Source organism: Marinobacter sp., assembly GCF_041686475.1.
In the GTDB taxonomy this organism is placed as follows: domain Bacteria; phylum Pseudomonadota; class Gammaproteobacteria; order Pseudomonadales; family Oleiphilaceae; genus Marinobacter.
In genome coordinates, this window is record NZ_JAWLDU010000020.1 from 24,119 (window position 1) to 50,721 (window position 26,603).

Sequence of the window (26,603 nt, forward strand, 5' to 3'; positions counted from 1 at the left end):
GGCCTCTGCCGGTTCCTTAATGAACATTCCCTGATACCATTACGTCATGTTAACGATAACCGATCTCAGTTTACAACGGGGTGGCGTCTGGTTGCTAGAAGCCGTCAACCTTACTATCCAGCCCGGCCAGAGGGTGGCAATAGTTGGAGCCAATGGCGCCGGGAAATCCAGTTTGTTCCAATTATTGCTGGGGCAGCTGTCCCCGGAGCAGGGTAGCGTGTCTTTACCCGGTGGATGTCGCATTGCGCACATGGCCCAGGAAGTAGCAGCGTCATCCCGCAGTGCCAGGGATTTTGTACTGGATGGTGACCCCGATCTGCGCAGGATGGAGGCAGAGCTGGCCGCTGCAGAAGAGCGCGGCGACGATCACACCATCGCCCGTATTCACGGGGAGCTGGACGTTCACGAAGCCTGGTCAGCGCCGCGCCGGGCGGAATCCCTGCTGCGAGGGCTCGGGTTTTCTGATGCCGATGCCGAGCGGCCGGTGTCGTCATTTTCCGGCGGCTGGCGGATACGCCTGAATCTGGCCCAGGCGCTGATGCGTCCGTCGGACCTCCTGCTGCTGGACGAGCCTACCAACCACCTGGATCTGGACGCCTGCCTGTGGCTGGAAAACTGGCTGCGGCGATACGAAGGCACGCTGTTGTTCATTTCCCACGACCGGGACTTCATGGATCGTGTGGCGACACATCTTGTGCATTTCGACCAGCGACGTCTGGAGCTTTATACGGGTAACTACTCAGCCTTTGAAACCCAGCGCAGTGAACGTCTGGCCCAACAACAGGCCGGCTACGAGCGTCAGCAGGCCAGGATTGCCGAAATACAGCGCTTCATTGACCGTTTCAAAGCCAAGGCAACCAAGGCGCGTCAGGCCCAGAGCCGGGTAAAGGCTCTGGAACGCATGGAAAAAATCGCCCCGGCCCATGTGGATTCCCCATTCTCTTTCGAGTTTCCGATGGCCGACAAAGTGTCCAATCCGTTGCTATCCATCCGTAACGGATCCGCCGGTTATGGTGAGACGGCTATCCTTGAGGGCATCAACCTTTCGCTGTTGCCTGGTAGTCGGATTGGTCTGCTGGGTCCCAATGGCGCAGGTAAATCCACCCTGATGGATGCCCTGCGTGGAGAAGGCACGCTGCTGCGTGGCGAGAGAACCACCGGAGAGCATCTGTCCATTGGTTATTTTGCCCAGCACCAGCTCGAGTCTCTCGACCTGGATGCCAGCCCCTTCCTGCACCTGCAGCGGCTCTCTCCCCGGGCATCGGAGCAAAGTATTCGTAATTTCCTGGGTGGCTTCGATTTCCACGGCGACGGCGCCCTCAGTGCCATCCGTTCGTTCTCCGGCGGTGAAAAGGCCCGTGTGGCCCTGGCTGTCATTGCCTGGCAAAAACCCAATCTGCTGTTGCTGGACGAGCCCACCAACCACCTGGACCTGGAAATGCGCCAGGCACTTACCATGGCCCTGCAGAACTTCGACGGAGCCATTGTGGTGGTCTCCCACGACCGTCACCTGTTGCGCAACACCGTGGATGATTTCTGGCTGGTGAACGATGGCCGCGTCACCGAGTACGACGGCGATCTGGAAGACTATGAACGCTGGCTGGCGGACAGGAGAAAAGACGAAACTGAGGCACCACGACGCGAGAGCGATGCCGCTCCGCAAGCTGGGGTTCAAGTGTCAGCGGCAGTGGCTGCCGTGGGTGAAAATGCCGAGGATCGCAAGGCCCGCAAGCGCGCGGAAGCGGCTATTCGGCAAAAGCTCAGCCCCTATCGCAAGCAACAGGCGGCGCTGGAGAAAGAAATGGACCGGCTTCAGTCGACACTGGTGACGCTGGAGCAGGACCTTTCGGATCCGGAGCTCTATGCCGATCAGGGCAAGCAGGCATTGAAAGAGCTGCTTGGGCAACAGGCTGCCGCAAAGAGTCGCCTGGCAGACGTGGAGGCGGAATGGCTGGAAATCAGTGAAACGGTTGAAGATCTGGAAGCGGAGCTGACCACTTCCTAGAGCTTCACCTCGAGCCTGAAATCCTGCTTGGAGAGGTAGTCCCGTTCATTCTCGAGATCGGCAAGGGTGAGGGGGCGATCATCCAGCCAGCCTGAAGGAAATTCTACCGCGAGACCGTTGTTGGAAGGGGACAGGCGCAGTTCTGGTGGTTGCTCGTGATTCCGGGGGTGTTGCAGCAGCACGGCCAGGCGAACCAGAACGCACAGGTAGCGCAGGCGGGGAATATCCTCCGGGTCCAGCCCTTCAAAGATCGCTGATGAGAATTTGCGCCGGTGCCCCCTTACCAGGGTTGCCAGGTCACGCTGGAACTGCTGGCTGAAGCCGGGGAGGTCAGAATAGCGCAGCAGGTAGGCGCCATGCTTGTGATACTGGCTGTGTGAAATGGTGAGACCGATTTCATGCAGCCGACAGGCCCAGCGCAGCGCTTCTTCATCGGCCGGGGTGTTCAGGGCCCAGGTATCGGCGACCTGGCGCCAGGCTGCAATCGCCGTGTCCTCCACGGCACCACCGTGTTCCTGATCCACGTGGTAGCGTTCCTGTAAAGCCTGGATGGTTCGCTCTCTCACGTCTTCATGCTGAATCCGGCCGGCAATATCGTAAAGCAGGCCCTCACGCAGGGCGCCCTCGGCAAACGTCATTTCCGTTATCTGCAGCGACCGGAAGGCCCCCATCAGAATGGCAAATCCTGCCGGGAAGATGCTCTGGCGGTCCGTTCGTACGCCCAGGTCACCAAGCTTCTCAACCTTGCCCATGTCCACCAGACGCTTCCTGAGCTCATTCATCGCCTCGAGGGTGATGGTGCCGTCGGTAATCTTGAGGCTGGCAAGCACGCTGGCAATCGCCTTGATGGACCCGGATGATCCCACTGCGCTTTGCCAGCCCCGATTGCGGAAGTGCTGGCGGATATTGAGCAGTTCCTGCTCGGCGTGGGTAATGGCCTTGTCCATCTGCTTGCGGGTAATCTTGCCGTCCGGGAAATAGCGGTTGCGGAAAGACACGCAGCCCATGTGCAGGCTTTCCAGATCCTGGGGTTCGAAACGTTCACCAATAATGAACTCCGTGCTGCCACCGCCAATATCGATGACCAGCCTCCGGCCACTGTCATCGGACAGGGTGTGGGACACTCCCAGGTAGATCAGGCGGGCTTCCTCCCGCCCGGCAATGATCTCCACCGGATACCCCAGAACCTCTTCAGCCCTGGCCATAAATTCCTGGGTGTTGCGCGCTACCCGCAGGGCATTAGTGCCCACCACCTGAACGGCCTCTGGTGGCATGCCCTGCAGCCTCTGGGCAAAGCGGCTGAGGCACGCCATGGCGCGTTCCTGGGCATCCTCCGTGAGCCGGTTGTAACGATCCAGCCCGGCGCCGAGCTGAACCTTCTCGCCCATCTTCTCAAGGGTCCGGATTTCACCGTGAACAAGGCGGGCAACCACCATGTGGAAGCTGTTGGAGCCCATATCGATTGCGGCGAGCAGTTCTGGCGGGGTGGCGGAGGAGTTGGCCGTCACGTGTATTGAATTCCTTCTGCCAGGCCCTAACTTGATAAAGGGAAGAGGGCTTGATAAGCCGTGCGAGAGAAATCTCAACAACGGTTGTGTTGTAGCCATTGCAATGGCTGGCGGAAACTGCCGAATCTGGTGATTACTATAAGCGATATGCCGTGTAACGCAATGGCGCACCCTTGGTCAGTGTAATCCGAAGGGCCCGGGTGGAAGTAAGCGCTTCACATCCGCCTGACCAATCGCGTAAAGTATTGCATACGATGATCACCGTGAACGGTTGCCATATGCCCCGTGCGGCAGCCGCCAACGACAGTCAACAGCATCAGCCGGGCACATTCGTGCTGGCTGATGCACGAATCGGGAAACTGAAATGAGCGGAAATATTGTAAACGTTACAGATGCCTCCTTTGAGCAGGACGTATTGCAGTCGGACGTACCGGTGCTTGTGGACTACTGGGCAGAATGGTGCGGCCCGTGCAAGATGATTGCACCGGTGCTGGAAGAAATGGCCGAAGAGTACGAAGGCAAGCTGAAAGTCTGCAAACTGAACATCGACGAAAACGAGCAGACACCGCCCAAATTCAACATCCGCGGCATCCCTACACTGATGCTGTTCAAGAACGGCAACGTGGATGCCACCAAAGTGGGCGCCCTGTCCAAGTCCCAGCTGGCCGCGTTCCTGGACAGCAATCTCTGATCGCTGCAACGGCCCTAACCGCCCCTGAGCAAACACTCACGGGCGGTTTTTTATTGCCAGCGAGGATTACTCCCAGCTCTGAGAGCGATTCACGTCAGCAGCCTTCTGCTCAACCCAATGCTCGCTGTCGCCCGTGATCTCCTTCTTCCAGAACGGCGCCGACGTCTTCAGGGCGTCCATGATGAACTCACAGGCCGCAAACGCATCCCCACGGTGAGCACTGCACACGCCTACAAACACAATCTGCTCACCCAGCGCCAGATTCCCGACCCGGTGAATCACCCGGGCCTCACGCACATCCCAGCGCTTTGAGGCGTCACTTATGAGCCCCTCGATAACCTGCTCGGTCATGCCCGGATAGTGCTCCAGAAACAGCCCCGTCACACCTGTCAGGTCACCACTGTCCCGAACCAGCCCGGTAAACGTGGCAATGGCACCGGTGCCGGAACCGCTGTCCCGGAGTGCACGGTATTCCTCGGCAGGATCAAAATCCTGTTGCTGTACGCGAATCACATCAGCCCCCTGTCACCGGCGGGAAAAAAGCCACCTCGTCTCCGGGTTGTAACTCCCGGTCCGGTTTTGTCATGACCTGGTTGACGGCAATCATTACCGGTTGCGCACCGTCCAGCTGAGCCCAGTTTCCGCCCCTTGCCGCAAGATCCTGCAGCAACCTGCCGGCCGTCAGCCCGGATCCGGCCGCTACGGTCAGCGACTCCGTATTCAGCTCCTCCCGCAGGCGGGCGAAAAACTTCACAGTAATGGTGTTGTCGGTACTCATGGTTATTCCAGCAGCTCCGCAAAAGAATAGTAGGTAATCGTATCACCAATACCAAGGGTGTTATTTTCCGGAACCACCGCCAGACCCTCTGCCCAGCAGGCGGCGCTAAGAACGCCGGAGCTCTGATTGGGCGAGGCGTGGACGACCGGGCCCTCATCACTGATACCCTTGCGGGCGCGAACAAACTCGCGACGAACCGAAGGCGTCTCGACCGAAAATCCGGCGGGCATTTGTTCGCCTTGGCCGGAGCTGGCCGTGCGCCCCTGGCAGGCGCGTATCAGCGGCATCCCCGCTATCAGGAAAGTAACCAGCACAGACGCCGGGTTGCCAGGCAGGCCCAGCACCGGAGTGCCGTCAATGCTGCCAAAAGCCAGCGGTTTGCCCGGTTTCATGGCCAGACGCCACAGGGACAGGCCACCGTACTCTTCCAGTACCACCCGGACATGGTCTTCCTCACCTACCGATACGCCACCGCTGGTGATGATCAGGTCGGCCTCGGCTGCGGCCCGCTCCAGTGTACTCCGGGTCGCTTCCCGGCTGTCTCTCAGGGTTTCACAGAGCACTACCGCGCAGCCGGCTTTTGCCAGCAGCCCCAGTAACGTATAGCGATTGCTGTTGTAGATCTGCCCAGGCCCGAGTGGTTGTCCGGGATCCACCAGTTCGTCACCGGTGGTGAGAATGGCAACTTTCAATTTTGCGTACACGGAAACGTCTGCCACGCCTATGGAGCCCAGCAGGCCCATTTCCTGTGGCCGGATCTTCGTACCTTTCGCCAGCGCCAGTTCGCCCCGGGCCAGGTCCTGACCCTGATGGCGGATGTTCTGGCCTTCGCTGACCGGCGCATTGATGGTGATGCCGTCATCGGTCACCGTTACCCGTTCCTGCATGACCACGGAGTCCGCACCCGCCGGAATCTCCGAACCGGTGAAAATTCGCACGGCGGTGCCGGGTGGGAGGGAGCCGGGCGCTTCGCCCGCTGCTACACGTCCAGACACCGGCAGTAAAGTGGCTTGGGAGAGATCACCGGCGCGCACGGCGTAACCGTCTACCGCACTGTTATCGGCGGGCGGTACATCTGCCGGAACGCTGTAGTCTCTGGCCAGAACCCGGTCCAGGCTATCTGCCAGCGCTACGGTTTGTGTGTCTGCGACCGGGCGGGCATGGGCGACCAGGTGGTTAATGGCATCGTCGACGGAAATCAGGTCAGAACTTGCCATCGATTATCGCTCCGAGCGCTCGCCAATGACCTGGTTGATCCGGTTGAAAGGTTTTTCCGGTTTGCCCAGAGCCAGTGTGGAGAAATTGCAGGGGCTGTGACGGCTGTCCAGTTGGCTGCTGACGATGCCGTTCCAACCGGTCCGGCAGGCGCCGGTGGAACCGGGCAGGCAGAAAACCAGGGTGTGATTTGCCATCCCGCCGAGCGCCCGGGACTGGATGGTGGATGTGCCGATCTCAACCTGGGACAGGCGGCGAAATTCCTCGCCAAACCCCTCAATGGTCTTGTCCAGCAACGGTGTCACCGCTTCCGGTGTGCTGTCGCGCTCGTGGAAGCCGGTGCCGCCGGTGATCATCACCACGTTGATGTCCGGGTCTGCAATCCAGCTTGAGACCAGTGCCCGCACCAGATAGACGTCGTCTGGCAGGATGCGGCGCGCAACCAGTTTGTGGCCTGCTTCAATCAGGCTGTTTTCCAGGAATTGCCCCGATGAGTCCTCCTCCGGTCCACGGGTATCAGACACCGTTAACAGGCCAATACTCAGGGGTTTCAGTTCACTTGTGGTGTCGCTGCTCATGGACGCTCTCCGAAGTCTTTGAAGTCATCTTTGCAGTATCCGGAACTGCGGGGCTGAATGGAAGAGGAGTAACCCTTCAGGGGGATGAGAGCCGGCATCAGGGAGTACAGAGAGGGCTGCAAAACGGGAAATCGGTTCAAAAGTGTGCAACATCACTTGACATTGATACGCAAGGTGGCTGATGATCGCTGTTGCCCGGCGAACGGTTGTTCTTCCTGTCTCTGGCTTCAGTACCTTTCCGGATTTCATCTACACCGGTTGCTCCATCTGGCCAGCACCAAGTTCAACGTATACCCGATCAATCAGTTCAGGGGCACCCCTGTCATTCCAATATCCGTTTACTTCCATTCCTGACAATCCAATAAACTATGAATCTTACTGAACTCAAGCAGAATGCCATGCCCGAATTGCTCGAAATTGCGCAAGAGATGGGCCTCGATAACCTGGCTCGTTCGCGCAAGCAGGATGTGATCTTCACGATTCTGAAGAAGCATGCCAAGAGCGGTGAAGACATCTACGGTGACGGCGTACTGGAAATTCTGCAGGACGGTTTCGGTTTCCTCCGTTCTGCTGATGCCTCTTACCTGGCAGGACCTGACGACATCTACGTCTCCCCCAGCCAGATCCGTCGGTTCAACCTGCGCACAGGCGACACGGTCGCCGGCAAGATCCGCCCGCCGAAAGACGGTGAGCGCTACTTTGCCTTGTTGAAAGTCAGCGAGATCAACTTCGACAAGCCGGATAACGCCCGGAACAAGATCCTGTTTGAAAACCTTACGCCACTGTTCCCAGACCAGCGCCTGATGCTGGAAGCAGGCAACGGCAGCACCGAGGATCTCTCCTCTCGCGTGCTGGATCTGGTGGCGCCTATCGGCAAGGGCCAGCGTGGCCTGATCGTTTCCCCGCCCAAGGCCGGTAAAACGTTGCTGATGCAAAGCATTGCCCAGTCCATCACCCGTAACAATCCCGAGTGCCATGTGATGGTACTGCTGATTGACGAGCGGCCTGAGGAAGTGACCGAGATGCAGCGCACCGTGCGCGGCGAGGTTATCGCCTCTACCTTTGACGAGCCCCCGGCCCGTCACGTCCAGGTGGCCGAAATGGTGATCGAGAAGGCCAAGCGCCTGGTCGAGCACAAGAAAGACGTGGTGATCCTGCTGGACTCCATCACCCGTCTGGCTCGCGCCTACAACACGGTGATTCCGTCCTCCGGCAAGGTGCTGACCGGTGGTGTTGATGCCCATGCCCTGGAAAAGCCGAAGCGTTTCTTCGGTGCCGCCCGTAACGTGGAAGAGGGCGGAAGCCTGACCATCCTGGCGACGGCGCTGGTAAACACCGGATCCAAGATGGACGAGGTGATTTACGAGGAGTTCAAGGGCACCGGTAACATGGAGATCCACCTGGATCGCAAGATTGCCGAGAAGCGCACCTATCCGGCCATCAACATCCGCAGCTCCGGCACCCGCCGTGAGGATCTGCTGATGAGCGAGGCGGATATCCAGCGGGTCTGGATTCTGCGCAAACTGCTGCACTCCATGGACGACGACACTGCGGCCATCGAGTTCCTGCTGGACAAGTTGCGTGAAACCAAGACCAACTCCGAGTTCTTCGACTCGATGAAGCGCCGTTAAGTTTTGATACTGGTTCGGGCCCTCGTTGCGCACTGAGCTTGGGGGCTTGTAGCGCCAGGGGCCTTCTCCCCGGACACGCCGTGAACCCATCCATGGGGGCTCGGCATTGCCATCCATGGCAATACACGGTCCGGGAAGAAGGCCCCCGGCGTTACCGATCAGACTTTTTGCGCGCGCACCATTTGCTGATTGAATTATCGTACTTTGAAGCAGCCCCCATCCTGTTCCCGCACCAGGTCCGCAACCTGAGCCAAACCAAAACCAAAGAATTCGCGTACAATGCCGGAATCAACCGGAGCAGCCGATGAAATACAACGACCTGAGAGACTTCATAGACCAGCTTGAAAAGCTCGGTGAGCTGAAGCGGATTTCAGTAGAAGTTGATCCCCACCTGGAAATGACCGAAATCTGCGACCGCACGCTGCGGGCAGGCGGCCCTGCGCTGTTGTTCGAGAACCCCAAGGGTTACGACATGCCGGTGCTGGCCAACCTGTTTGGTACGCCAAAGCGTGTGGCCATGGGCATGGGGCAGGACAACGTCACGGCGCTGCGGGACATCGGCAAGCTGCTGGCCTTTTTGAAAGAACCCGATCCCCCGAAAGGCTTCAGGGATGCCATCGAAAAGCTGCCCCTGTTCCGACAGGTGATGCGCATGAGCCCCAAAGTGCTTCGCTCGGCGCCCTGCCAGGATGTGATCATTGAAAAAGACCAGGTGGATCTGTACCAGATACCGGTGCAGCACTGCTGGCCCGGGGATGCCGGGCCATTGGTGACCTGGCCGCTGGTGATTACCCGGGGGCCAAACAAGGAACGCCAGAACCTGGGCATCTATCGCCAGCAGCTTATAGGTCGGAACCGGCTGATCATGCGTTGGCTCAGCCATCGCGGAGGAGCACTGGACTTCCAGGAATTCCAGAAAGCCAACCCGGGTAAACCTTACCCGGTGGCCGTGGCACTGGGGGCGGATCCCGCGACCATTCTGGGTGCGGTCACTCCGGTACCCGATAGCCTCTCCGAGTATGCCTTTGCCGGCCTGTTGCGGGGTGCTCGTACCGAACTGGTGCAGTGCGGCCTCAGCGACCTGCAAGTACCGGCAAGTGCGGAGATTGTGCTGGAAGGCTTTATCTACCCGGATGACTGGGCACCTGAAGGGCCTTTCGGTGATCACACCGGTTACTACAACGAAGTGGACCAGTTCCCGGTATTTAACGTGGAGCGGGTCACTCACCGCAGAAACCCGATTTACCACAGCACCTATACCGGCCGACCACCGGATGAGCCAGCGATACTGGGTGTAGCACTGAACGAAGTGTTTATTCCCATCCTGCAGAAACAGTTTCCCGAGATCGTGGATTTCTATCTGCCGCCGGAAGGTTGCTCCTACCGCCTTGCAGTGGTGACCATGAAAAAGCAGTACCCCGGCCATGCCAAGCGGGTGATGATGGGTGTATGGTCATTCCTGAGGCAGTTCATGTACACCAAGTTCGTGATTGTTACCGACGATGATGTGAACGCGCGTGACTGGAAAGACGTAATCTGGGCCATGACCACCCGAATGGACCCGGCCCGGGATACGATGCTGGTGGAAAATACCCCTATCGATTACCTTGATTTCGCCTCGCCGGTGTCCGGGCTCGGATCGAAGATGGGGATGGATGCCACCAGCAAGTGGCCGGGTGAAACGGATCGGGAATGGGGTACGCCCATCACCATGTCGGATGATGTGAAAAAACGCGTCGATGACATCTGGGATACCCTGGGGATTGAAGTTTCGCACGACCGCCCCGACTGATATGGCCGGCGATGCTTTTCGTATTCACCTTTCGCCAGCTGCTTTATCGTTTACCGCAGCAGCTGATGAAACGCTTCTTGCGGCGGCTGGCAGGGCCGGAATAGCGGTTCCAGCTGCCTGTCGCAACGGGGTTTGCGAGCTTTGTGAGGCACGCCTGGCTGTTGGCCAGGCCCTGAATACCCGTAATCAACACACAATTCCGGTCACCGGGCGCCTGATGATGTGTCGCACTCTTGCGCTCAGTGACCTAGAACTGGAGATAGACGCCGTTATGGCAGCCGGAGACAACAAGCCCAGCAAGTTCCTGGCAAAGGTGGTGGACGTTCGCTCCATCAATCACGACGTATACTGCGTGGAACTGCAACTGCCCAGTCGCCGGGAACTATCGTTCCATGCCGGCCAGTACCTGTCGGTGAACCTGCCCGACGCTGACCCCTGCTATTTCTCCATTGCCAGCAGCCCGTCGGCAGAGTTGATAGAATTGCACATCCAGGCCACGCCGGAATGGGTCTCGGCCCAGAAAGTGATCGACGCGCTTACCTCCGGCGGCGAAGTCACTGTTGAGCTACCCCACGGTCGCGCCTGCCTGGCTTCCGCTCCTGAAAAGCCCTTGCTGCTGGTAGCAGCCGGAACCGGCTTTGCCCAGGTAAAAAGTCTGGTTGATTACCTGCGGGAAACGTCCTACGACAAGCCGGTGAAGTTCTACTGGGGCGTTCGCCGCCACGAAGATATGTACCTGCGATCCCTCGCCCAGCGCTGGCAGGAAGAATGGCCCCCGTTTATCTTCTTGCCAGTGGTAGGGGATGACGAGGATAACGAGTGGAGCGGACACCATGACCAGCTGGTGCGCACAGTGCTGGCCTCAGGTATGGACTGGAACAACGTGGAAGTACACGCCAGCGGCTCGCCGACAATGGTTTATACCTTGATGGACGCGTTGCTTGAAGCCGGGTTGCCGCAGGAAGCGTTTTTCTCGGATGTGTTGGAATACGCGCCCAGGGGGTAATCCGACAATCAGGCGCCTGGCAACCTGATAAACCACCAGCGTCAGATCAGGTCTGGGTGGGGTACCTTTTCTGGCAGGGAAAAGGTGTCCGAGCAAAGCGAGTTCTTTCCCCAGAAGAAAAGGTAACCCACCCGGGCCCAGCTCCCATACTGGCAGGCTACCAGGTCAATCATCCAGCTATCAGGCCCTGGGCATCGGCAAGTCCGGCAACCCACTGTCCTTGACCAACCCCTGCATCAACAGCTTCACACTGTTCTCACCCTCGCCCATATGGGCATTCAGGCGACTCAGCTCTGCCATGGTTTCACGGCTGCGGCGCAGTTTCAGGCTGGTTTCAAAGTATTCCCGGGCCTTGCCCCAGAGTTCGTTGCGCAGGCTCAGGCGGCCAAGCGCAAGCAGAAGTTCTGCATTGTTCGGGCGGTCTTTCAGCCACTGCTCGGCAATCAGCAGTTGCTCATCCGGTTTCAGCCCTTTCACCCGACCGTACAGATTGATCAGGTCGTCACCCCAGTGATTGCGCAACACTTTCCGCAAAAGCGTTTCGGCCTGGGCTTCATCACCCAGTGCTGCCAACAGACGGGCGTATTCGCGGATGGTGTATTCGTCACGGCGAAGGAAACCGGGTAGTTCATCCCACAGACGGGTCAGCGGTTCCAGGGAGGGCGAAGAGTCGCCTGACTGTCGCCGGCACTCCTCGGCGGCGTTTTGCAGCAGGTTGTGCCACACCAGCCGCTCCAGATCGTGCAGTTCCTCACTCTCCATCACGTTGCGTTTGCGGATTTCCGGTAGCAACCGGGAGAGTTCCCGCCAGTCTTCCAGGCGCACATAGGTGTTCTTCAGCAGCTTGAGCACGAACGGGTGGTGGGGCGCCTGTTTGCGCAGCCTCAACAGTGTCGCCAGGGCCTGCTCCAGACGATTGCCTGCCAGTTGCAGCTGGGCCTGGGTAATGCCCACGGCCATGTCTGAACCGGGTGTGCTTTCAAAAGCCTTGCGCAGCAGTTCGTCAACGGCTTCGTGGTCGCCGGATTCGAAGGAGGCCTGGGCAGCGGCCAGGTAATTGATCAGCGGTGTATCGGCATGTTCTGCAGAAGAGGTAAGCAATTTGCGGGCTCGGGGCCAGTTGCCTTCCGCCAGGGCCAGCAGCCCCTGGGTGGTGCGGCGACGTGCCCGGCGTTCGTTGCTACGGGCGAGCCAGCCGGCGACCATGCCGGTGCCATGGCGCAGGCGGCGAAACAGGTTGATGGTCATGACGGAGCCTACAATGGCCGCTACCAGCAATGCCAGACCAACCCAGAAATTGGTTTCAACCAGGTAGTTGCCGAGGCTGATGCGGATATAGCCAAGGTCATATTGCAGTCCCAGTGACAGCCCGGTACCCAGCAACAGGGCAATGAGTATGACCAGCAGGATGCGGATCATGAGTCATCTCCCTGATCACCGTCGTTGCTGTCTTCCGGGTTGTCGCCATTGCCATTGTCCAGTCGCCCTGCCAGACGTGCCTTGAGCAATTCCAGGGAATGGCTGATGTCGGGCAGTTCCGGGTCGACATTCTTTTCAGAGAGTTCGTCCAGGGTCCGGGAAAGGGCGATGATGCGTTTATTGCTGTTGTCGTACCAGTCGCTGATGGCCCTGCTGGCCTTGGTAAGGGAGCGGGAGTAAAGCTCCTGGTTGCCACGGAGCACCGCCAGCTCCGCTTCCTCCAGCATCAACTGGAGGTTGAGCCGGGCGTAGGCGCTCTGTTCCGGAGACAGCAGGGGCTTCACCGGCTCGTTGAGCCTGCGGACGACCACGACCTGTGACAGGGTGTCCTTCACCTTATCCCAGCCCTCAATCATCAGGCCCTGAAATGAGTCCGGGTTGGCAGAGGAGTCGCTGTTGGCTTCCGCCACGAACCCGGGGGCACGGTCATTGGCCAGGGCATTGTCGGTGAGCTCATGAATGCTGTCGATTGCCGCTTCCAGCCTCAGGTAGAGACCGGTACGGTCAACGTCGGCCAGGCCCTTGAGAGAAAGAATTTCTTTTGCCAGCTGCTGGCGCACCGGATAAACACCGATGTCATCGGATTCTGCCAGGACTTCATCTGCGGACTCCAGTGCCGCGAGGGCGCCACGAATGTCTTTCTCAATCATCAGGCGCTGGTTGCCGACCCGCAGCAGGTATTCGGCTTCCGCCAGCAGCCAGTCGGTGCGGGTACGATTGCCGGCTTCCAGCAGTTCGCGCGCGTTGTGGTCAATCTGGCGCTGCTGGGTGGCTATGAGTTCGCGCTGCTCCGACAGTTTTTCTTCCAGCGACTGCAGGCGCTGGCGCTGCTCGTTGCCGGACTGGCCGTACATGCGGTCCAGCTGCTCGGTGTCGCTTTCCAGGCTGGCGATGGATTGTTGCAGGGCCTGGTAGTTATTCCATTGTTGCCAGCTCCATAGCGCCAGGGCGATGGCAAGGGCAAGTGCCAGCAGGGTGATGATCCAGAGAGGCCACAGCCGTTGCCGTGTTTGCTGTGGCTTTGCAATCGGGGCAGGCAGTTGTGCTTTTGATTCTGTCACGGGCATCCTTACTTGGTGTTTCCGGAGCCACCGTCCAGGCTGGCAAGTTGTTCAGCAACTGCAGCCACTATTGTGCTATCGGCAAGGCTTCCTGGTATGCACGTTCGCCGCAGGCCGGCCTGACGTGCTTGTTCGGCAATCCGCTCAACGGGGACAACCAGCAAAGTATCCTCAAGATTATGGCCGGTATTTTCACTTAGTGCGATGAGATTGTTCAATGTTTCTCCCGACAGTGTGACGATGACCTCGGGGGAAAAGTCGTTCAGCATCGCCTTCAGTATGGCTTCATCATAGTCGGGACAGTACCGGCGATAAAGTGGCATCGGGGTGACCCGTGCGCCGCGTTTTTCCAGGGTTTGCGGGATCAGCTCACGGCCTTCCTCACCCCGGACCAGCAGAACATTCTCATGATCGAACGTGGCCAGCTCCGGCAACTGTAGCAAATCTTCGCTGGCGTGGCCGCTTTCCGGCTGATGGGTATCAAGGCCGTAACTGGCCAGAATGGCGGCGGTTCCTGCCCCGACGCCGTACCACTGGATGCCTTCGGGGATCTGTGGCCACCAGGTATCCAGCCACTCCAGCAGCAGGCTGGCGGCATAGGGGCTGACGGCAATTACATGGGCGAACTCATCCAGGTTGAGGATAAGAGTGCGGGTAGCGGGGTCTTCCGGCAGGGGTTCCCGTGTAATAAGCGGCAGCACCCGCGCATCGGCGCCGGCATTTTGAAACGCCGTTGCCAGGCGGTCGGCCTCGGGTTGTGGCCGGCAGATCAGGATCCGCCGGCCATCAAGCGGGAGAGATTCAGGTCGGGGTGTGGCCATAGATTTCAGCCAGCACCTTGTCCGCACCCAGGGCGAGCAGGTCTTCCGCCAGCTCGCGGCCAAGACGTTCGCCTTCGCTGCGGGGTGCCCGGCCTTCCACCCGGAATACCTGGGTACCGTCAACGGCGCCCACCAGGCCTCTTAGCCAGAGAGTGTCATCGTCTTCAAGCAATGCGTAGGCGGCGATAGGTACCTGGCAGCCGCCCTGCAGACGACGGTTCAGAGCCCGTTCTGCCTTTACCCGGTCAGAGCTGTCGCGATGGTCCAGGGGCTCGAGCATGCTGATCAATTCCGCATCGTCCAGGCGGCACTCGATGCCCAGTGCGCCCTGGCCAACGGCGGGCAGCGATACACTGTCGGGCAGGCAGTAGCGGATGCGATCGTGGAAGCCCAGGCGTTTGAGGCCGGAGCTGGCCAGAACGATGGCGTTGTAGTCACCGGCATCCAGCTTCGCCAGACGGGTATTGACGTTTCCGCGCAGGGTCCGGATTTCCAGGTCTGGCCGATAGGCACGGAGCTGGGCCTCCCTGCGCAGGCTGGCAGTGCCTACAATGGCGCCGTGGGGCAGGGCATCCACGTTTTCATAGTCGTTGCTGACGAAAGCATCGGTGGGGTCTTCCCGCTCACAGATGGCTACCAGCCCCAGCCCTTCGGGAAACTCCATGGGCACATCTTTCATGGAGTGCACTGCCAGATCTGCGCTGCCTGCGAGCATGGCTTCTTCCAGTTCCTTGACGAACAGACCCTTGCCACCGATCTTGGCCAGCGGCACATCAAGAATCTTGTCGCCCTGGGTTTTGATCTTGACCAGCTCAACCTCCACGTTGTCGTGGAGCCGTTCCAGTTCGGATTTTATGAATTCCGCCTGCCACAGCGCCAGGGCGCTGCTGCGGGTTGCAATGCGAAGGGTTCGTTTTGACATGGTACTCGTTGCCGGATCTGAAAAATGGTACGCCAAGGGTACCCTTTGTGAGGGCAAATGTCCCCTTCAGGCGTTGCTGGCTGTGCTAGCCGGGGCGGTGTTCCTTCAGCCACTGCCGCACCGAGGCGGTGTGCCTGCGGCTTACCGGCAGCCGGCCATGATTGTCGGTCAGATCGATCACGTTCTGGCCGTCACCGTTCCGCAGCAGGGCCTGGATAAAACGAACGCCCACCAGGGTATGGCGGTGAATCCTCAGCAGGTGTTGCGGATAGGTGTTTTCCAGTTCTTTCAGGGTGTAATCAGTCACCGTCTCACCCCGGACATGGTGGATGGTGACGTACTTCTGGTCGGCCTCGCAGTACAGGATTCCCCGGATATCGATCAGTTCGGTGCCCCGGTGGGTGCGGATGGCGAGTTGTTCGATATGGTCGGCATCCCGCTCGGTCAGCGCCTGGAGTTGCACGCGATTGACGCGGCCGGCGCGTTTCAGCGCCTCTGCCAGTGCCTCCCGCCGAACCGGTTTGAGCAGGTAGGCCACCGCATGCACATCGAACGCCTGGATGGCGTAGTGATCGTATGCGGTGCAGAAAATGATGGCCGGCGGCGCCTCCAGGGTGGCGATTCTCTCGGCCGCCTCCATGCCATCCATGCCGGGCATGCGGATATCCAGCAGCAGAATATCGGGGGCCTGTTGGGCAATTCTTGCCAGGACCTCATCGCCGTCGCCGGCTTCGCCGCACACATCATAGCCCGGCACTGCTTCCACCAGCCGGCGGATACGCTCCCGGGCGAGGGGTTCGTCATCGGCAATCAGTACGCTGCGGCTGTTTACATCGGCCATGCTTGCCTAGTCGCTCCTTGTTTCGGGGTTGCCATTACCACTGGCCTTCTGCCAGGGCAGCCGAAGAGTGACGGTATATATATCATTCTGGTGGCTGTGTTTCAGCACCGCTGGTTCTCCGAAAAGCGCGTGCAGGCGTAACTGGATATTGGCCAGTGCCATGCGGTTGCCGTCATGGCCGCCATGATCCGGGGCCGGGCGGGGATTCTGTACCATCAGATAGACAGAGGGCCCCTTGCGATAGGCTTCAATTTTTACGGTGCCGCCGTTCGGGCGGGGCTGGATGCCGTGATAGATGGCATTTTCCACCAGTGGTTGCAGGGTCAATGGTGGAATGGCCTGCAGCTCCAGGCCATCCTCGATATGCCAGTCCAGCGCCAGCCGGTCTTCCAGTCGCAGCTTTTCGATGGCCAGATAGCGCCGGCACAGGTCCAGTTCGTCCGCCAGGGGGATCAGCCGGTCACCGGTCCGCAGGCTGGCGCGGAAAAGCTCGGAAAGATCCAGCACTGCGTCCTCGGCCCGTTCCGGGTTGACGGCGATCAGGCTGGCAATGGTGTTCATGCTATTGAACAGGAAGTGGGGGTGGATACGCGCCTGGAGGGCCGTCAGTCGTGCCTGCATTTCCGACTCCCGTTGTTGTTGCCACTGGAACTGGAGGTAGAAATAACGCAGCACCATCAGCGTGATCAGCAGCGCCAGCAGCAGTTTCTTGGCCACCCCCTGCCAGGCTTCAACACCGGGCCGGGGATGCAACACACTGTCGGCGAACAGGCTGAAGGCCAGCACGTCGAGCAGCACGATGGCGACGATAACAGCGGTGGCGCGGGGAATGGTCAGCCCTGCGAGCCAGCGTCGCAACAGGCAGATCAGCGCTGCGCTGGTCAGCACCGTCCATTGCACGAAGAGGGACAGCAGTCCGAAATAGTTCCAGTCAATCCAGTGACTTTCCGCCTGCACAATGGACAGTACCAGAACCAGCAACTCGCTGGTCACCACCAGCATGAAGAAGGCCCTTACCCGGCACAGGTCCGGTACGTAGAAGTCGCTGTCATTCACGGCTGGTAGAGGTACCGGGCGTTCCCTGTTGTGTTTTGCGGCCATTGAACCTGTTCCTGAATCCCTTTTGCTGAACCAGAGAAGGGCAACTGTGCGCTGCAGAATGCTATAATCCCGTCACATTAAATTTACCCATTCCCGCAGAATGATGCCGGGCTGTCAGCAGGAAAGATAGACCATGACGGATCAGAACAAGAGCGCCGAGAAACCCTGGGGCGGTCGTTTTACCGAACCTACCGATGCCTTTGTCGAACGTTTCACCGCGTCCGTTGGCTTTGACCAGCGCCTTTACCACCACGATATTACCGGCTCCATCGCCCATGCCACCATGCTCGCGGAAGTCGGTGTGCTCACCTCTGAAGAGCGCGACACCATTATCGACGGCCTGAAAGCGGTCAAGGCAGACATCGAGGCCGGCACATTCGAATGGTCCGTCAGCCTGGAAGATGTGCACATGAACATCGAAGCGCGGCTGACTGATCGAATCGGCATCACTGGCAAGAAGCTGCACACCGGCCGTAGCCGTAATGATCAGGTGGCCACGGATATCCGCCTCTACCTGCGTGATGAAATTGACGTGATTGCCGAAGAGCTCCGGCGTCTGCAGGCGGGTCTACTGGATCTGGCCGAGCGCGAGGCGGAGACCATCATGCCCGGATTTACCCACCTGCAGACGGCACAGCCAGTCACCTTTGGTCATCACCTGCTGGCCTGGTACGAAATGCTGGTGCGGGACGCCGAGCGCCTGCAGGACTGTCGCAAGCGGGTAAATGTGATGCCCCTGGGCGCCGCAGCACTGGCAGGGACCACCTACCCCATCGATCGCAACATTACCGCAAAACTGCTGGGCTTCGACCGGCCCAGTGAGAACTCTCTGGATTCCGTCAGTGACAGGGATTTTGCCATCGAATTCTGCAGCTTTGCTGCCCTGCTGATGACGCACCTGTCACGGTTCAGTGAGGAACTGGTGCTGTGGACCTCCGCCCAGTTTGATTTCATTGACCTGCCGGACCGCTTCTGTACCGGCTCTTCCATCATGCCCCAGAAGAAAAACCCGGATGTGCCGGAGCTGGTGCGTGGCAAAACCGGCCGCGTGAACGGTCACCTGATCAGCCTGCTGACTCTGATGAAAAGCCAGCCGCTGGCCTACAACAAGGACAACCAGGAGGACAAGGAACCCCTGTTTGATACTGTTGACACCGTCAAGGGTTGCCTGAAGGCCTACGCCGACATGATCCCGGCGATTGAAGCGCGCGCTGACAACATGCGGGTGGCGGCCAAGCGTGGTTTCTCAACTGCCACCGATCTTGCGGATTACCTGGTCAAGAAAGGTGTGGCGTTCCGTGACGCCCACGAAATCGTGGGCAAGGCCGTGGGCTTCGGTGTGGCCGAGGGCCGCGACCTGTCTGAAATGACAACGGAAGAGCTCAAGCGCTTCTCGGATGTAATCGGTGAGGACGTTTTCGATGTGCTGACTCTGGAAGGCTCGGTGCAGGCGCGTGATCACCTTGGCGGTACCTCGCCGAACCAGGTGCGTGCTGCCGTGGCGCGCGCGTGGAAGTCACTCTAAGGGGTGTTGTTCCAGCCAGGCAAGGGTCTGCAGGCTGACCTGGCGATCCAGGCTGTGGCATGGTCGAACCGCTCTGAATGATCAAACCCGTCCGGGTCCAGATACAGCAGGCCGGTCACCGGGTCGTGCTGTATGCGGTACTCGCTGGTGGACGAATTCTTTCACGACACAATAACCTCAGCCAGTTTTGCCGCGGGGAGATACAGGAAGTGTTATAAAAAGTAGTCCCGCTTTTATTTTTTTTCCGGTTTTGCCACGATGCCTTCATCATACTGATAATGACATTGGAAAGAACCTCTCCCGCGGAGTCGCTTTGACCACTCTTACCGCTCCCATTGCCCTGGATTTTGACGAGGGTATCGACAGAAAAACGCTGCGTCGGCTGCGGGACCGGTTCATGTCTGTCAATCAGCACCGCTGGGAACGGGCCCGCTCAGCCCTGACCCACCGGCAGCAGGCCGTGCTGGAAGTGCTGCCGCTGGTGTTCCACCTCAACCACCCGGCACTTCCCGGTTACCTCGACAGCGACTGCCCCTACGGACTGAGTCACTACCGGCCCACCGAGCCCACGCTGAATGCCGCCAGGCGGCTGGCCCGCACCTTTTCGCTCAAGGACGAAGGGCGACGAAAGCCGGACCTGGAAGCCCTGTTCCTGATGGGCAGTCCCGGTACATTAGGCCACTCGGTGGCCAGCGACCTGGATGTCTGGTTGTGTCATCGCCCGGACTTGCCTGATCGTGGGGTGCGTTGCCTCGAGCGCAAAGCGGACAGTCTTTCCGCCTGGGCCTCAACCCTGGGTGTGGAGCTTCACGTCTTTGTTTTTTCTGCCGCCGACTGGCGGGCCGGGCGCCAGCGTGCTGAAGTCACGGGCGAAAACTGCGGCAGTGCACAGCATTTCCTTCTGCTGGACGAATTCTATCGCACCAGTATACACCTGGGCGGCCGCTACCCGCTGTGGTGGCTGGTTCCAGTGGATGACGAGGCGCGCTATGAAGAGTGTGCCCGGCAGTTGATTGAATGCCGCTTTATCCGTGGTGACGAGTACATCGATTTCGGGCCGGCGCTGTCGATACCACAGGAAGAGTTCCTCGGTGCCGGTGTCTGGCAGTTGTACAAAGGGATTGATGCGCCCTGGAAGACCATTCTCAAGCTGCTGCTGATCGAATGCTATGCCCGGGGTGCCAGCGAGCCTTTATTGTCGCGGGTATTCAAGGCGGCGGTCTATGCCGGAGAAACCGATCCCGATCGGCTGGACCCCTATGTATTGCTCTACGAACGCCTGGAACAGTGGCTGCTGGAAGAAGATGCCCCCGAGCGTCTGGCGCTGGTGCGGCAAAGTCTCTACCTGAAAGCCGGGCTGCCTCTGACCCGGTCCGCCCAGTTGGTCTCCAGTTGGCGAACCTGCCTGCTGCAGGCACTGGTTGATGACTGGGGCTGGTCGGCGGCAGAGCTCGAGAATCTGGACAACCGCATCCGCTGGCGCGCTGAGGACGTTGTGACATTGCGCCGATCAGTGGTAGCGGAGCTAACCCATAGCTACCGGCTGCTGTCGCGACTGGCCCGGGAGCATGGCACTCGTGCTGCCATCAGCAGCAAGGATATGAACCTGCTTGGGCGAAAACTCTACGCCGCGTTCCAGCGCAAAGCCGGTAAGATTGAACAGATTAACCCCGGGCTGGCCCCCTCCCTGGCGGAAGAAAACCTGGCCTTCCATCACCAGTCCGAGCAGGGCGGGGCAGCAGGTTACGAGGGCTGGTTGCTGTACCGCGATCTTGAGGATCCGTCCGATGCGTTCTGGCAGCCGGTGATCCGCCGCTCCGGGAACCTGACCGAATTGATGGTCTGGTGTTATTGCAATGGCCTTTTGAGCCGGTCCACCCGCCTGAATGTCCGTGCCGGCAGCAGTACCGCCTCGGTGGCGGAGTTGCGGGAAATGCTGGATGCGCTGGGAGCGTTTCTGCCGTTTCCCGTAGAGGCGGCCGAGCGGGAGGCGCTGTCCCGGGCCGTGCACCCTTTGCGGAATCTGCTGTTCGTCAACGTCGGGCTTGATCCACAGGCCCGCCTGACCGGAAAGGGCCTGCACAAACTCAGCGCGCGCCATGATTCTCTGGGGTTCAGTGGTGGCCGTGAAAACCTGGTGAACACCATCGACCAGGTAACCTTCAACAGCTGGCACGAGGTCAGTCTGCAACATTATGCGGCCGGCGACACCCTGATACAGTGCCTGAAAAATGTGCTGGCATCCGTGGCTCTGGCGCCGGGCCGGTTGCCGGAGATCATGGTCCACAGCCACAACAAGGGGCACGGCGCCACCATAGCCCGCCGTGTCAGAGAACTCTTTACCGATGTCATGCGCCACTTCTTTGCCGGTGGCACAGGGCCCCATCCATTGCGTTATGTCATCGAGATGGATCGGCGGTTTTTCGTTCTGCGGTTCAGCGGGAGCGAGCCGGGCTTCGTTGCCCTCGACAGTCATTCAGCGCTGATGGAGTACCTGGCCAAGCCGCAGGAATCCTACGTTCCGGTGGTGTTTGACCGGCATGCCCTGCTGGATGATCTGCTATTGCGAACGGTCTGCCATACCAGTGAGCCGGATAACATCCAGGTATGTTATCGGGTAAGTGGTGACAGGGCCCGGGTCTGGGTCGTGGATGAACTTGGATCGGTGTTCAGCTGGGAGCAGGGGTACGTCAATCGTCGCTACCTGCTGGTGCCGTTGCTGAGATTCCTCGAGAACCTGACTGAGCGGCGCCAGTTGCGGCAACTGGACGCTGTGGCCGATATCGGAGGAACCCAGTGCTATGAAATGGTGCTTCGCGATGGCCAGTGGCGCGCCGAGCGGCGTCCCGAAGCAGACAGCAATTTGCCGCTGCCGGGGCTTGAGGTGCAGGCAATCGGCATTCAGGAAGGCGATTCCCGGGTCCGATTTGACATTTTTTGCGGAGACCAGGAGTTCACCGTTCAGGAATACGGCAACCAGCTGATTCCGGCGGTAGCCCATTATATCCGTTCCCTGCGCCACAGCCCGGAGCGGTACCCGGTGTACCTGACCGATGTTCATCTGCCCCACGATCTCGATCCCCAGGTCTATCAGCAGGACATCCAGACAATCCAGTACCTGTATTACCGATCAGAGCTGGAAAATGCCCTGAACCGGCATCTCTGACGCCCAATCGGAGGCGGTCGCATCTCGCGGGGTAAGGCTCCACTCAGGTATACTTCGACCATACAGAAAACAGGGGCAGTTACCCATGAAACCAGGACCGACAATCATGTTCCTGCTGGTGTTGGCCGGGTTTGTCGCTGGCTGTGGTCAGAAAGGACCGTTGTACCGGGAAGCACCTTCCGACAACAACACCACCGCTGAACAGGCCAGCGACAACGAACAGGGCCGGGACGACGACACCAGTGACCGCTAGGCCCGGCCAGCCGCCCCGCCAACAGACTCAGGATTTACATGGATCACTTTAACTACCGTAACGGCGAGTTGTTCGCTGAAGAAGTACCGGTTGCCACCATTGCCGAGCGCTTCGGCACTCCGGCGTATGTGTATTCCCGCGCCACCCTGGAGCGTCATTACCGCGCCTATGATGATGCCCTGGCGAGTCGGCCCCATCTGGTCTGCTACGCCGTCAAGGCCAACAGCAATATTGCCGTACTGAACGTACTGGCAAGGCTAGGTGCCGGTTTCGATATTGTTTCGGCCGGTGAGCTTGAGCGAGTGATCCGCGCCGGTGGCGACCCTGCAAAAACCGTTTTCTCCGGTGTTGGCAAGCAGCGCTGGGAAATGCGCAGGGCTCTGGAAGCGGGTGTACGCTGTTTCAACGTTGAATCTGACACCGAGCTGGACCGGCTCAATGAAGTGGCAGGCGAGCTGGGCGTCAAGGCGCCGGTCTCCCTGCGGGTGAATCCCGATGTGGACGCGGGTACTCACCCATACATTTCCACCGGCCTGAAAGAAAACAAGTTCGGGATCGACATTGCCGAGGCTCCGGCCGTCTATGAGCGTGCTGCAACCATGCCGAATCTGGACATCCAGGGCGTGGATTGCCATATCGGCTCCCAGCTGACCTCAGTGTCACCGTTCCTGGATGCCCTGGACCGCGTGCTGGCGTTGATTGATGCCCTGGCGGAGAAGAGTATCGTAATCCGCCACCTGGATATGGGCGGTGGCCTGGGCGTCACCTATGACCGGGAGCAGCCGCCACAGCCGTCGGACTACGTGACCGCGCTGGCGGAACGCCTGGCTGACCGGAAGCTGGAGCTGATCATGGAGCCTGGCCGCTCTATCGCAGCCAATGCCGGTATCCTGCTGACGCGGGTGGAGTTCCTCAAATGCACGGAACATCGCAATTTCGCCATCATTGACGCGGCGATGAATGACCTGATCCGCCCGGCCCTCTACAGTGCCTGGCAGTCGATCATACCGGTGACGCCACGTACGGATGGCGAGGAAAAAGCCTGGGATCTCGTAGGTCCGGTGTGTGAAACCGGTGATTTTCTGGGCAAGGATCGCAACCTGCGACTTGAGGCGGGGGATCTGCTGGCGGTTCGCTCTGCTGGCGCCTATGGTTTTGTTATGAGTTCCAACTACAACACCCGTAATCGCCCGCCGGAGCTGATGGTAGATGGTGACCAGGTTCACGTGGTTCGCCGCCGGGAAACCCTGGAAGAGCAGCTTGGCCCTGAAAGCTGCTTGCCGGAATGAAGGGGGACGATGGTATGAATCAGCCTCGACGCGGGCAGGGCCCCATGCTCAGTTTCACCAAGATGCACGGCCTGGGGAACGACTTCATGGTAGTGGATGCCATCAGCCAGCCGTTCCGTTTGCGCCCGGAGATGATCCGTGAGCTCGCCGACCGGCACTATGGCATCGGTTTCGACCAGTTGCTGGTGGTAGAGCCCCCGGGTATGCCGGACGTGGATTTCCGTTATCGCATTTTCAACAGCGACGGCTCTGAAGTGGAGCAGTGCGGCAATGGTGCCCGCTGTTTTGCAAGCTTCGTCCGTGACCAGCGTCTTACCAACAAAAAGGTGATCCGGGTACAGACAGCCAAGGGTGTGATCGAACTCAGGGTCGGCAGTGGCGGTATGGTAACGGTGGACATGGGCGTACCGGAAATGAATCCCCCGGCCATCCCTTTTGCCGCTGACCGTCGCAAGGATGTGTATACGGTAGCGGTGGGTGAACAAACCGTGGAACTCACCGCTGTCTCCATGGGTAATCCTCACGGGGTCCTGCTGGTGGACGATGTGGATACCGCCCCGGTAGGGGAACTTGGCCCCCGGCTTGAAAACCATCCCCGGTTCCCGGCGCGGGCCAATATCGGATTCATGCAGATTATAGACCGCACTCACGTCCGGCTGCGGGTGTTTGAACGCGGGGCCGGTGAAACCATGGCCTGCGGCACTGGTGCCTGTGCAGCCGTTGTTGCGGGTTGTCTGCGCGATCTGCTGGACAGTCGCGTGGATGTAGAGCTGAAAGGCGGGCATCTGGTGATCGAATGGCAGGGCGAAGGGACCCCTGTTATGATGGAGGGCCCCGCAGCCAGCGTCTTTGAAGGCCAGCTTCGCCTGCCGGGCGACCATTCCCCGCGACGCCGCAAAAGCACGAGGCACGGGGATTCACGGCCAGGAAATCCGCGGCAGCAGAATCGCCATCGCCAGCCAGTTACACCCAAGCCCTGACCATCAGGAGAGCAGCATGACAGACCGAACGGCCCACAAGAAGGCCGGAGAGCTCACCCCGGAAGCCGTCGCGGATTACCTGCGCGACAATCCCGACTTCTTTGTTGAACAGGACGAACTCTTGCGCAGCCTGACGCTGCCCCATGACAGCGGCCGTGCCATATCGCTGGTGGAGCGTCAGGTGCACCTGTTCCGTGAGCAGCGGGATACTCTCCGCCGGGAGCTGGTGGAGCTGGTCTCTATTGCCCGCTACAACGACCGGCTGTTCGAAAAAAGCAAACGGTTGCTGATGCAGGTGATTGAAGCCCGCAACCTGAACGACATGGCAGCTGCTATTGATGACAGTATCCGTGGTGACTTCGGCCTGGATGCTGCCTCGGTCATTCTGTTCACGGATTCCGAACTGCCGGCAGCGGCACAGGGCGCCCTGCATGTGGTTGCACCAGAAGAGGCAAGAGCCCGTCTCGGTGGTCTTCTGGATGGTGATCGCGCAGTGTGTGGCCAGTTCCGCGAGAGCGAGCGCAGCTTCCTGTTTCCTGACAGGCAGGAGCCCATTGCGTCAGTGGCCCTGGTCCCGTTACGCCACGACGAACTGGTTGGTGTGTTCGCGGTTGGCAGTTGTGAAACCGGGTATTTCGACCAGAGTATGGGTTCACTGTTCCTGACCTACATCAGTGATACCCTGAGTCGGTTGCTGCCCCCCATCCTCCAGCGGCATACGGCTGCAGTGCCGGTGACCGATGTGGTGGCGGAGTCTCGCTGAGTATGATTCCGGCTGCTGATGAGAGGGGGCCGGTTGCCGCACTCCCGGAGCCGCTGGAGGGTTTTCTGCGCTATCTGGCGTCGGAGAAGCGACATTCACCAAGCACCTGTAGCAGCTATCGCGACGATCTCAGGCGTTTTCTCGTCTGGGTCGAGCAACAGCCGGCGCCCGCCTGGCGGGCAGTAACCAGCCATGACCTGCGGCGTTACGTGGCCCAGTTGAGCCGCGAGGGGCTTGGCGGGCGCAGTATCGCCCGCCACCTTTCCGCAATACGTCGTTTTTACCAATACCTGCTGCGGGAACACCTGGCCACTGATAATCCGGCCCTGGATATAAGGGCACCCAGGGCCGGCAAGCGTCTGCCCAGGGTGGCAGACGTCGATCAGCTCAATCACCTGCTTGATGCGACCCCCGAGGATCCACTGGAAATCCGCGACCTGAGCATGTTTGAACTGATGTATTCCTCCGGCCTGCGGTTGTCTGAGCTGGCCGGCCTGAGTCTGCACTCTGTGGATTTTCGTGGTGGCGAGGTCCGGGTGCTGGGCAAGGGCAGCAAGGAACGAATTCTCCCGGTGGGGCGAAAGGCGCTTGAAGCCCTGGAACGGTGGCTTGGGGCGCGCCGTACAATGGCGCCCGAGGAAGAGAGTGCCCTGTATGTAAGCCGGCGGGGTGACCGATTAAGCACCCGCAGTATCCAGTCCCGGCTCAGTCGCTGGGGCCTGGCCAAAGGAGCCGACCAGCGGTTGCATCCTCATCTGTTGAGACACTCTTTTGCCAGTCACATGCTGGAGTCCAGTGGTGACTTGCGGGCGGTGCAGGAATTGCTGGGCCATGCCGACATAGCCACAACGCAGGTCTATACTCATCTTGATTTCCAGCATCTGGCGAAAGTCTACGACCAGAGCCATCCCCGTGCCCGCCGTGGCCAGAAGAAAGGCAGGGAGAGCTAAATGTCATCAGATTCACCCTGGAAGGAAAAGTACCTGAAGGCGCTTGAATCGTCGGAAGAGCGCGAGGCGTTGTGGCGCAGCGAAAAAAACCAGCTCCAGCGCATGCTGGTTCGTACGAGCCTGGCTTCCGAGGGGCAGAACCCGGAACTGGACCGTTTGTTGGCCCGCCTGCGCAGTGAATTGCGCAAGGAATCCCCCGATTCCGAGAGCTGGCACAAACTGCAGGACAGAATTGATCGCCAGGTGTC

Annotated in this window: 23 protein-coding genes and 1 pseudogene; 13 read left to right on the plus strand and 11 right to left on the minus strand. The window is 59.6% G+C overall.

The genetic code is table 11. The features are described 5' to 3' along the window. Positions 1–46: 46 nt before the first annotated feature. On the plus strand, positions 47–2,005 hold the full coding sequence (locus ACESMB_RS06790; protein WP_372971170.1) for an ATP-binding cassette domain-containing protein: 1,959 nt from the start codon (positions 47–49) through the stop codon (positions 2,003–2,005). Here the strand turns inward: ACESMB_RS06790 and ppx are convergent. Beyond that, positions 2,002–3,513 (minus strand): exopolyphosphatase, encoded by a 1,512-nt coding sequence (ppx, locus tag ACESMB_RS06795; RefSeq protein WP_372926139.1) that lies wholly within the window; start codon positions 3,511–3,513, stop codon positions 2,002–2,004. The two genes, ACESMB_RS06790 and ppx, sit on opposite strands and share 4 nt — an antisense overlap. A 364-nt stretch (positions 3,514–3,877) precedes the next feature. Between ppx and trxA the strand changes: the two genes are divergently transcribed. Next, positions 3,878–4,204 (plus strand): thioredoxin TrxA, encoded by a 327-nt coding sequence (gene trxA / locus ACESMB_RS06800; protein ID WP_007153552.1) that lies wholly within the window; start codon positions 3,878–3,880, stop codon positions 4,202–4,204. Between the two features lie 66 nt (positions 4,205–4,270). Here the strand turns inward: trxA and ACESMB_RS06805 are convergent, their stop codons facing one another. From ACESMB_RS06805 to moaB, 4 genes are read right to left on the minus strand one after another with little or no spacing between them, the layout of a single operon-like run. Further along, a complete protein-coding gene (locus tag ACESMB_RS06805; RefSeq protein WP_372926138.1) occupies positions 4,271–4,717 on the minus strand; it encodes a molybdenum cofactor biosynthesis protein MoaE in 447 nt (148 codons plus the stop codon). A gap of 1 nt (position 4,718) precedes the next feature. Further along, positions 4,719–4,982, minus strand: a complete 264-nt coding sequence (gene moaD, locus ACESMB_RS06810; RefSeq protein ID WP_372926137.1) for a molybdopterin converting factor subunit 1 — start codon at positions 4,980–4,982, stop codon at positions 4,719–4,721. A gap of 2 nt (positions 4,983–4,984) precedes the next feature. Further along, entirely contained in the window at positions 4,985–6,199 is a 1,215-nt protein-coding gene (gene glp / locus ACESMB_RS06815) for a gephyrin-like molybdotransferase Glp (RefSeq protein WP_372926136.1), read from the minus strand. Between the two features lie 3 nt (positions 6,200–6,202). Continuing rightward, complete coding sequence (gene moaB, locus ACESMB_RS06820; RefSeq protein ID WP_372926135.1) at positions 6,203–6,775, minus strand: molybdenum cofactor biosynthesis protein B; 573 nt, start codon at positions 6,773–6,775, stop codon at positions 6,203–6,205. A 368-nt stretch (positions 6,776–7,143) separates the two neighbouring features. Between moaB and rho the strand changes: the two genes are divergently transcribed. The 3 genes from rho to ACESMB_RS06835 all read left to right on the plus strand — a co-directional run bounded on the left by rho (position 7,144) and on the right by ACESMB_RS06835 (position 11,204). Beyond that, the gene (rho, locus tag ACESMB_RS06825) at positions 7,144–8,406 is read left to right on the plus strand and encodes a transcription termination factor Rho (protein WP_372926134.1); all 1,263 of its coding nucleotides are present in this window, start codon (positions 7,144–7,146) and stop codon (positions 8,404–8,406) included. Positions 8,407–8,710: 304 nt separating this feature from the next. Continuing rightward, entirely contained in the window at positions 8,711–10,198 is a 1,488-nt protein-coding gene (ubiD, locus tag ACESMB_RS06830; protein WP_372971171.1) for a 4-hydroxy-3-polyprenylbenzoate decarboxylase, read from the plus strand. A 1-nt stretch (position 10,199) separates the two neighbouring features. Then, positions 10,200–11,204 carry a 2Fe-2S iron-sulfur cluster-binding protein gene (locus ACESMB_RS06835; RefSeq protein ID WP_372971182.1) on the plus strand — a complete coding sequence of 335 codons (1,005 nt, stop codon included), beginning with the start codon at positions 10,200–10,202 and terminating at the stop codon, positions 11,202–11,204. A gap of 180 nt (positions 11,205–11,384) precedes the next feature. On the opposite strand, the gene ACESMB_RS06840 is transcribed toward ACESMB_RS06835, so the two are convergent. The 6 genes from ACESMB_RS06840 to ACESMB_RS06865 all read right to left on the minus strand — a co-directional run bounded on the left by ACESMB_RS06840 (position 11,385) and on the right by ACESMB_RS06865 (position 17,429). Further along, a complete protein-coding gene (locus ACESMB_RS06840; RefSeq protein WP_372971172.1) occupies positions 11,385–12,623 on the minus strand; it encodes a heme biosynthesis HemY N-terminal domain-containing protein in 1,239 nt (412 codons plus the stop codon). Continuing rightward, positions 12,620–13,750: a uroporphyrinogen-III C-methyltransferase gene (locus ACESMB_RS06845; protein WP_372926131.1), complete on the minus strand. Its 1,131-nt coding sequence runs from the start codon at positions 13,748–13,750 to the stop codon at positions 12,620–12,622. Before ACESMB_RS06845 ends, ACESMB_RS06840 begins: the two co-directional genes overlap by 4 nt. A 2-nt stretch (positions 13,751–13,752) precedes the next feature. Next, complete coding sequence (locus tag ACESMB_RS06850; RefSeq protein ID WP_372971173.1) at positions 13,753–14,565, minus strand: uroporphyrinogen-III synthase; 813 nt, start codon at positions 14,563–14,565, stop codon at positions 13,753–13,755. Then, positions 14,546–15,487, minus strand: coding sequence for a hydroxymethylbilane synthase (gene hemC / locus ACESMB_RS06855; protein WP_372926129.1), 942 nt, complete (start codon positions 15,485–15,487; stop codon positions 14,546–14,548). The genes ACESMB_RS06850 and hemC overlap by 20 nt, the downstream gene beginning before the upstream one ends. A gap of 85 nt (positions 15,488–15,572) precedes the next feature. Next, entirely contained in the window at positions 15,573–16,328 is a 756-nt protein-coding gene (locus ACESMB_RS06860; RefSeq protein WP_372971174.1) for a LytR/AlgR family response regulator transcription factor, read from the minus strand. Between the two features lie 6 nt (positions 16,329–16,334). After that, positions 16,335–17,429, minus strand: coding sequence for a sensor histidine kinase (locus ACESMB_RS06865; RefSeq protein WP_372971175.1), 1,095 nt, complete (start codon positions 17,427–17,429; stop codon positions 16,335–16,337). A 133-nt stretch (positions 17,430–17,562) separates the two neighbouring features. Here ACESMB_RS06865 and argH point away from each other — a divergent pair, with 133 nt between their 5' ends. The 8 genes and pseudogenes from argH to ACESMB_RS06905 form a co-directional block, all read left to right on the plus strand. Then, entirely contained in the window at positions 17,563–18,954 is a 1,392-nt protein-coding gene (gene argH, locus ACESMB_RS06870; RefSeq protein WP_372971176.1) for an argininosuccinate lyase, read from the plus strand. 313 nt (positions 18,955–19,267) lie between these two features. Beyond that, on the plus strand, positions 19,268–22,120 hold the full coding sequence (locus ACESMB_RS06875) for a class I adenylate cyclase (RefSeq protein ID WP_372971177.1): 2,853 nt from the start codon (positions 19,268–19,270) through the stop codon (positions 22,118–22,120). A gap of 85 nt (positions 22,121–22,205) precedes the next feature. Next, entirely contained in the window at positions 22,206–22,373 is a 168-nt protein-coding gene (gene lptM / locus ACESMB_RS06880) for an LPS translocon maturation chaperone LptM (protein ID WP_372925916.1), read from the plus strand. A 38-nt stretch (positions 22,374–22,411) separates the two neighbouring features. Then, on the plus strand, positions 22,412–23,662 hold the full coding sequence (gene lysA / locus ACESMB_RS06885) for a diaminopimelate decarboxylase (protein ID WP_372971178.1): 1,251 nt from the start codon (positions 22,412–22,414) through the stop codon (positions 23,660–23,662). A 14-nt stretch (positions 23,663–23,676) separates the two neighbouring features. Beyond that, positions 23,677–24,642, plus strand: a complete 966-nt coding sequence (gene dapF / locus ACESMB_RS06890; protein WP_372971179.1) for a diaminopimelate epimerase — start codon at positions 23,677–23,679, stop codon at positions 24,640–24,642. Positions 24,643–24,658: 16 nt separating this feature from the next. Beyond that, positions 24,659–25,405, plus strand: a complete 747-nt coding sequence (locus tag ACESMB_RS06895; protein WP_372925913.1) for a DUF484 family protein — start codon at positions 24,659–24,661, stop codon at positions 25,403–25,405. 2 nt (positions 25,406–25,407) lie between these two features. Beyond that, positions 25,408–26,355 (plus strand): tyrosine recombinase XerC, encoded by a 948-nt coding sequence (gene xerC / locus ACESMB_RS06900; protein ID WP_372971180.1) that lies wholly within the window; start codon positions 25,408–25,410, stop codon positions 26,353–26,355. After that, positions 26,356–26,603, plus strand: a pseudogene (locus ACESMB_RS06905) (GGDEF domain-containing protein); the annotation flags it as partial.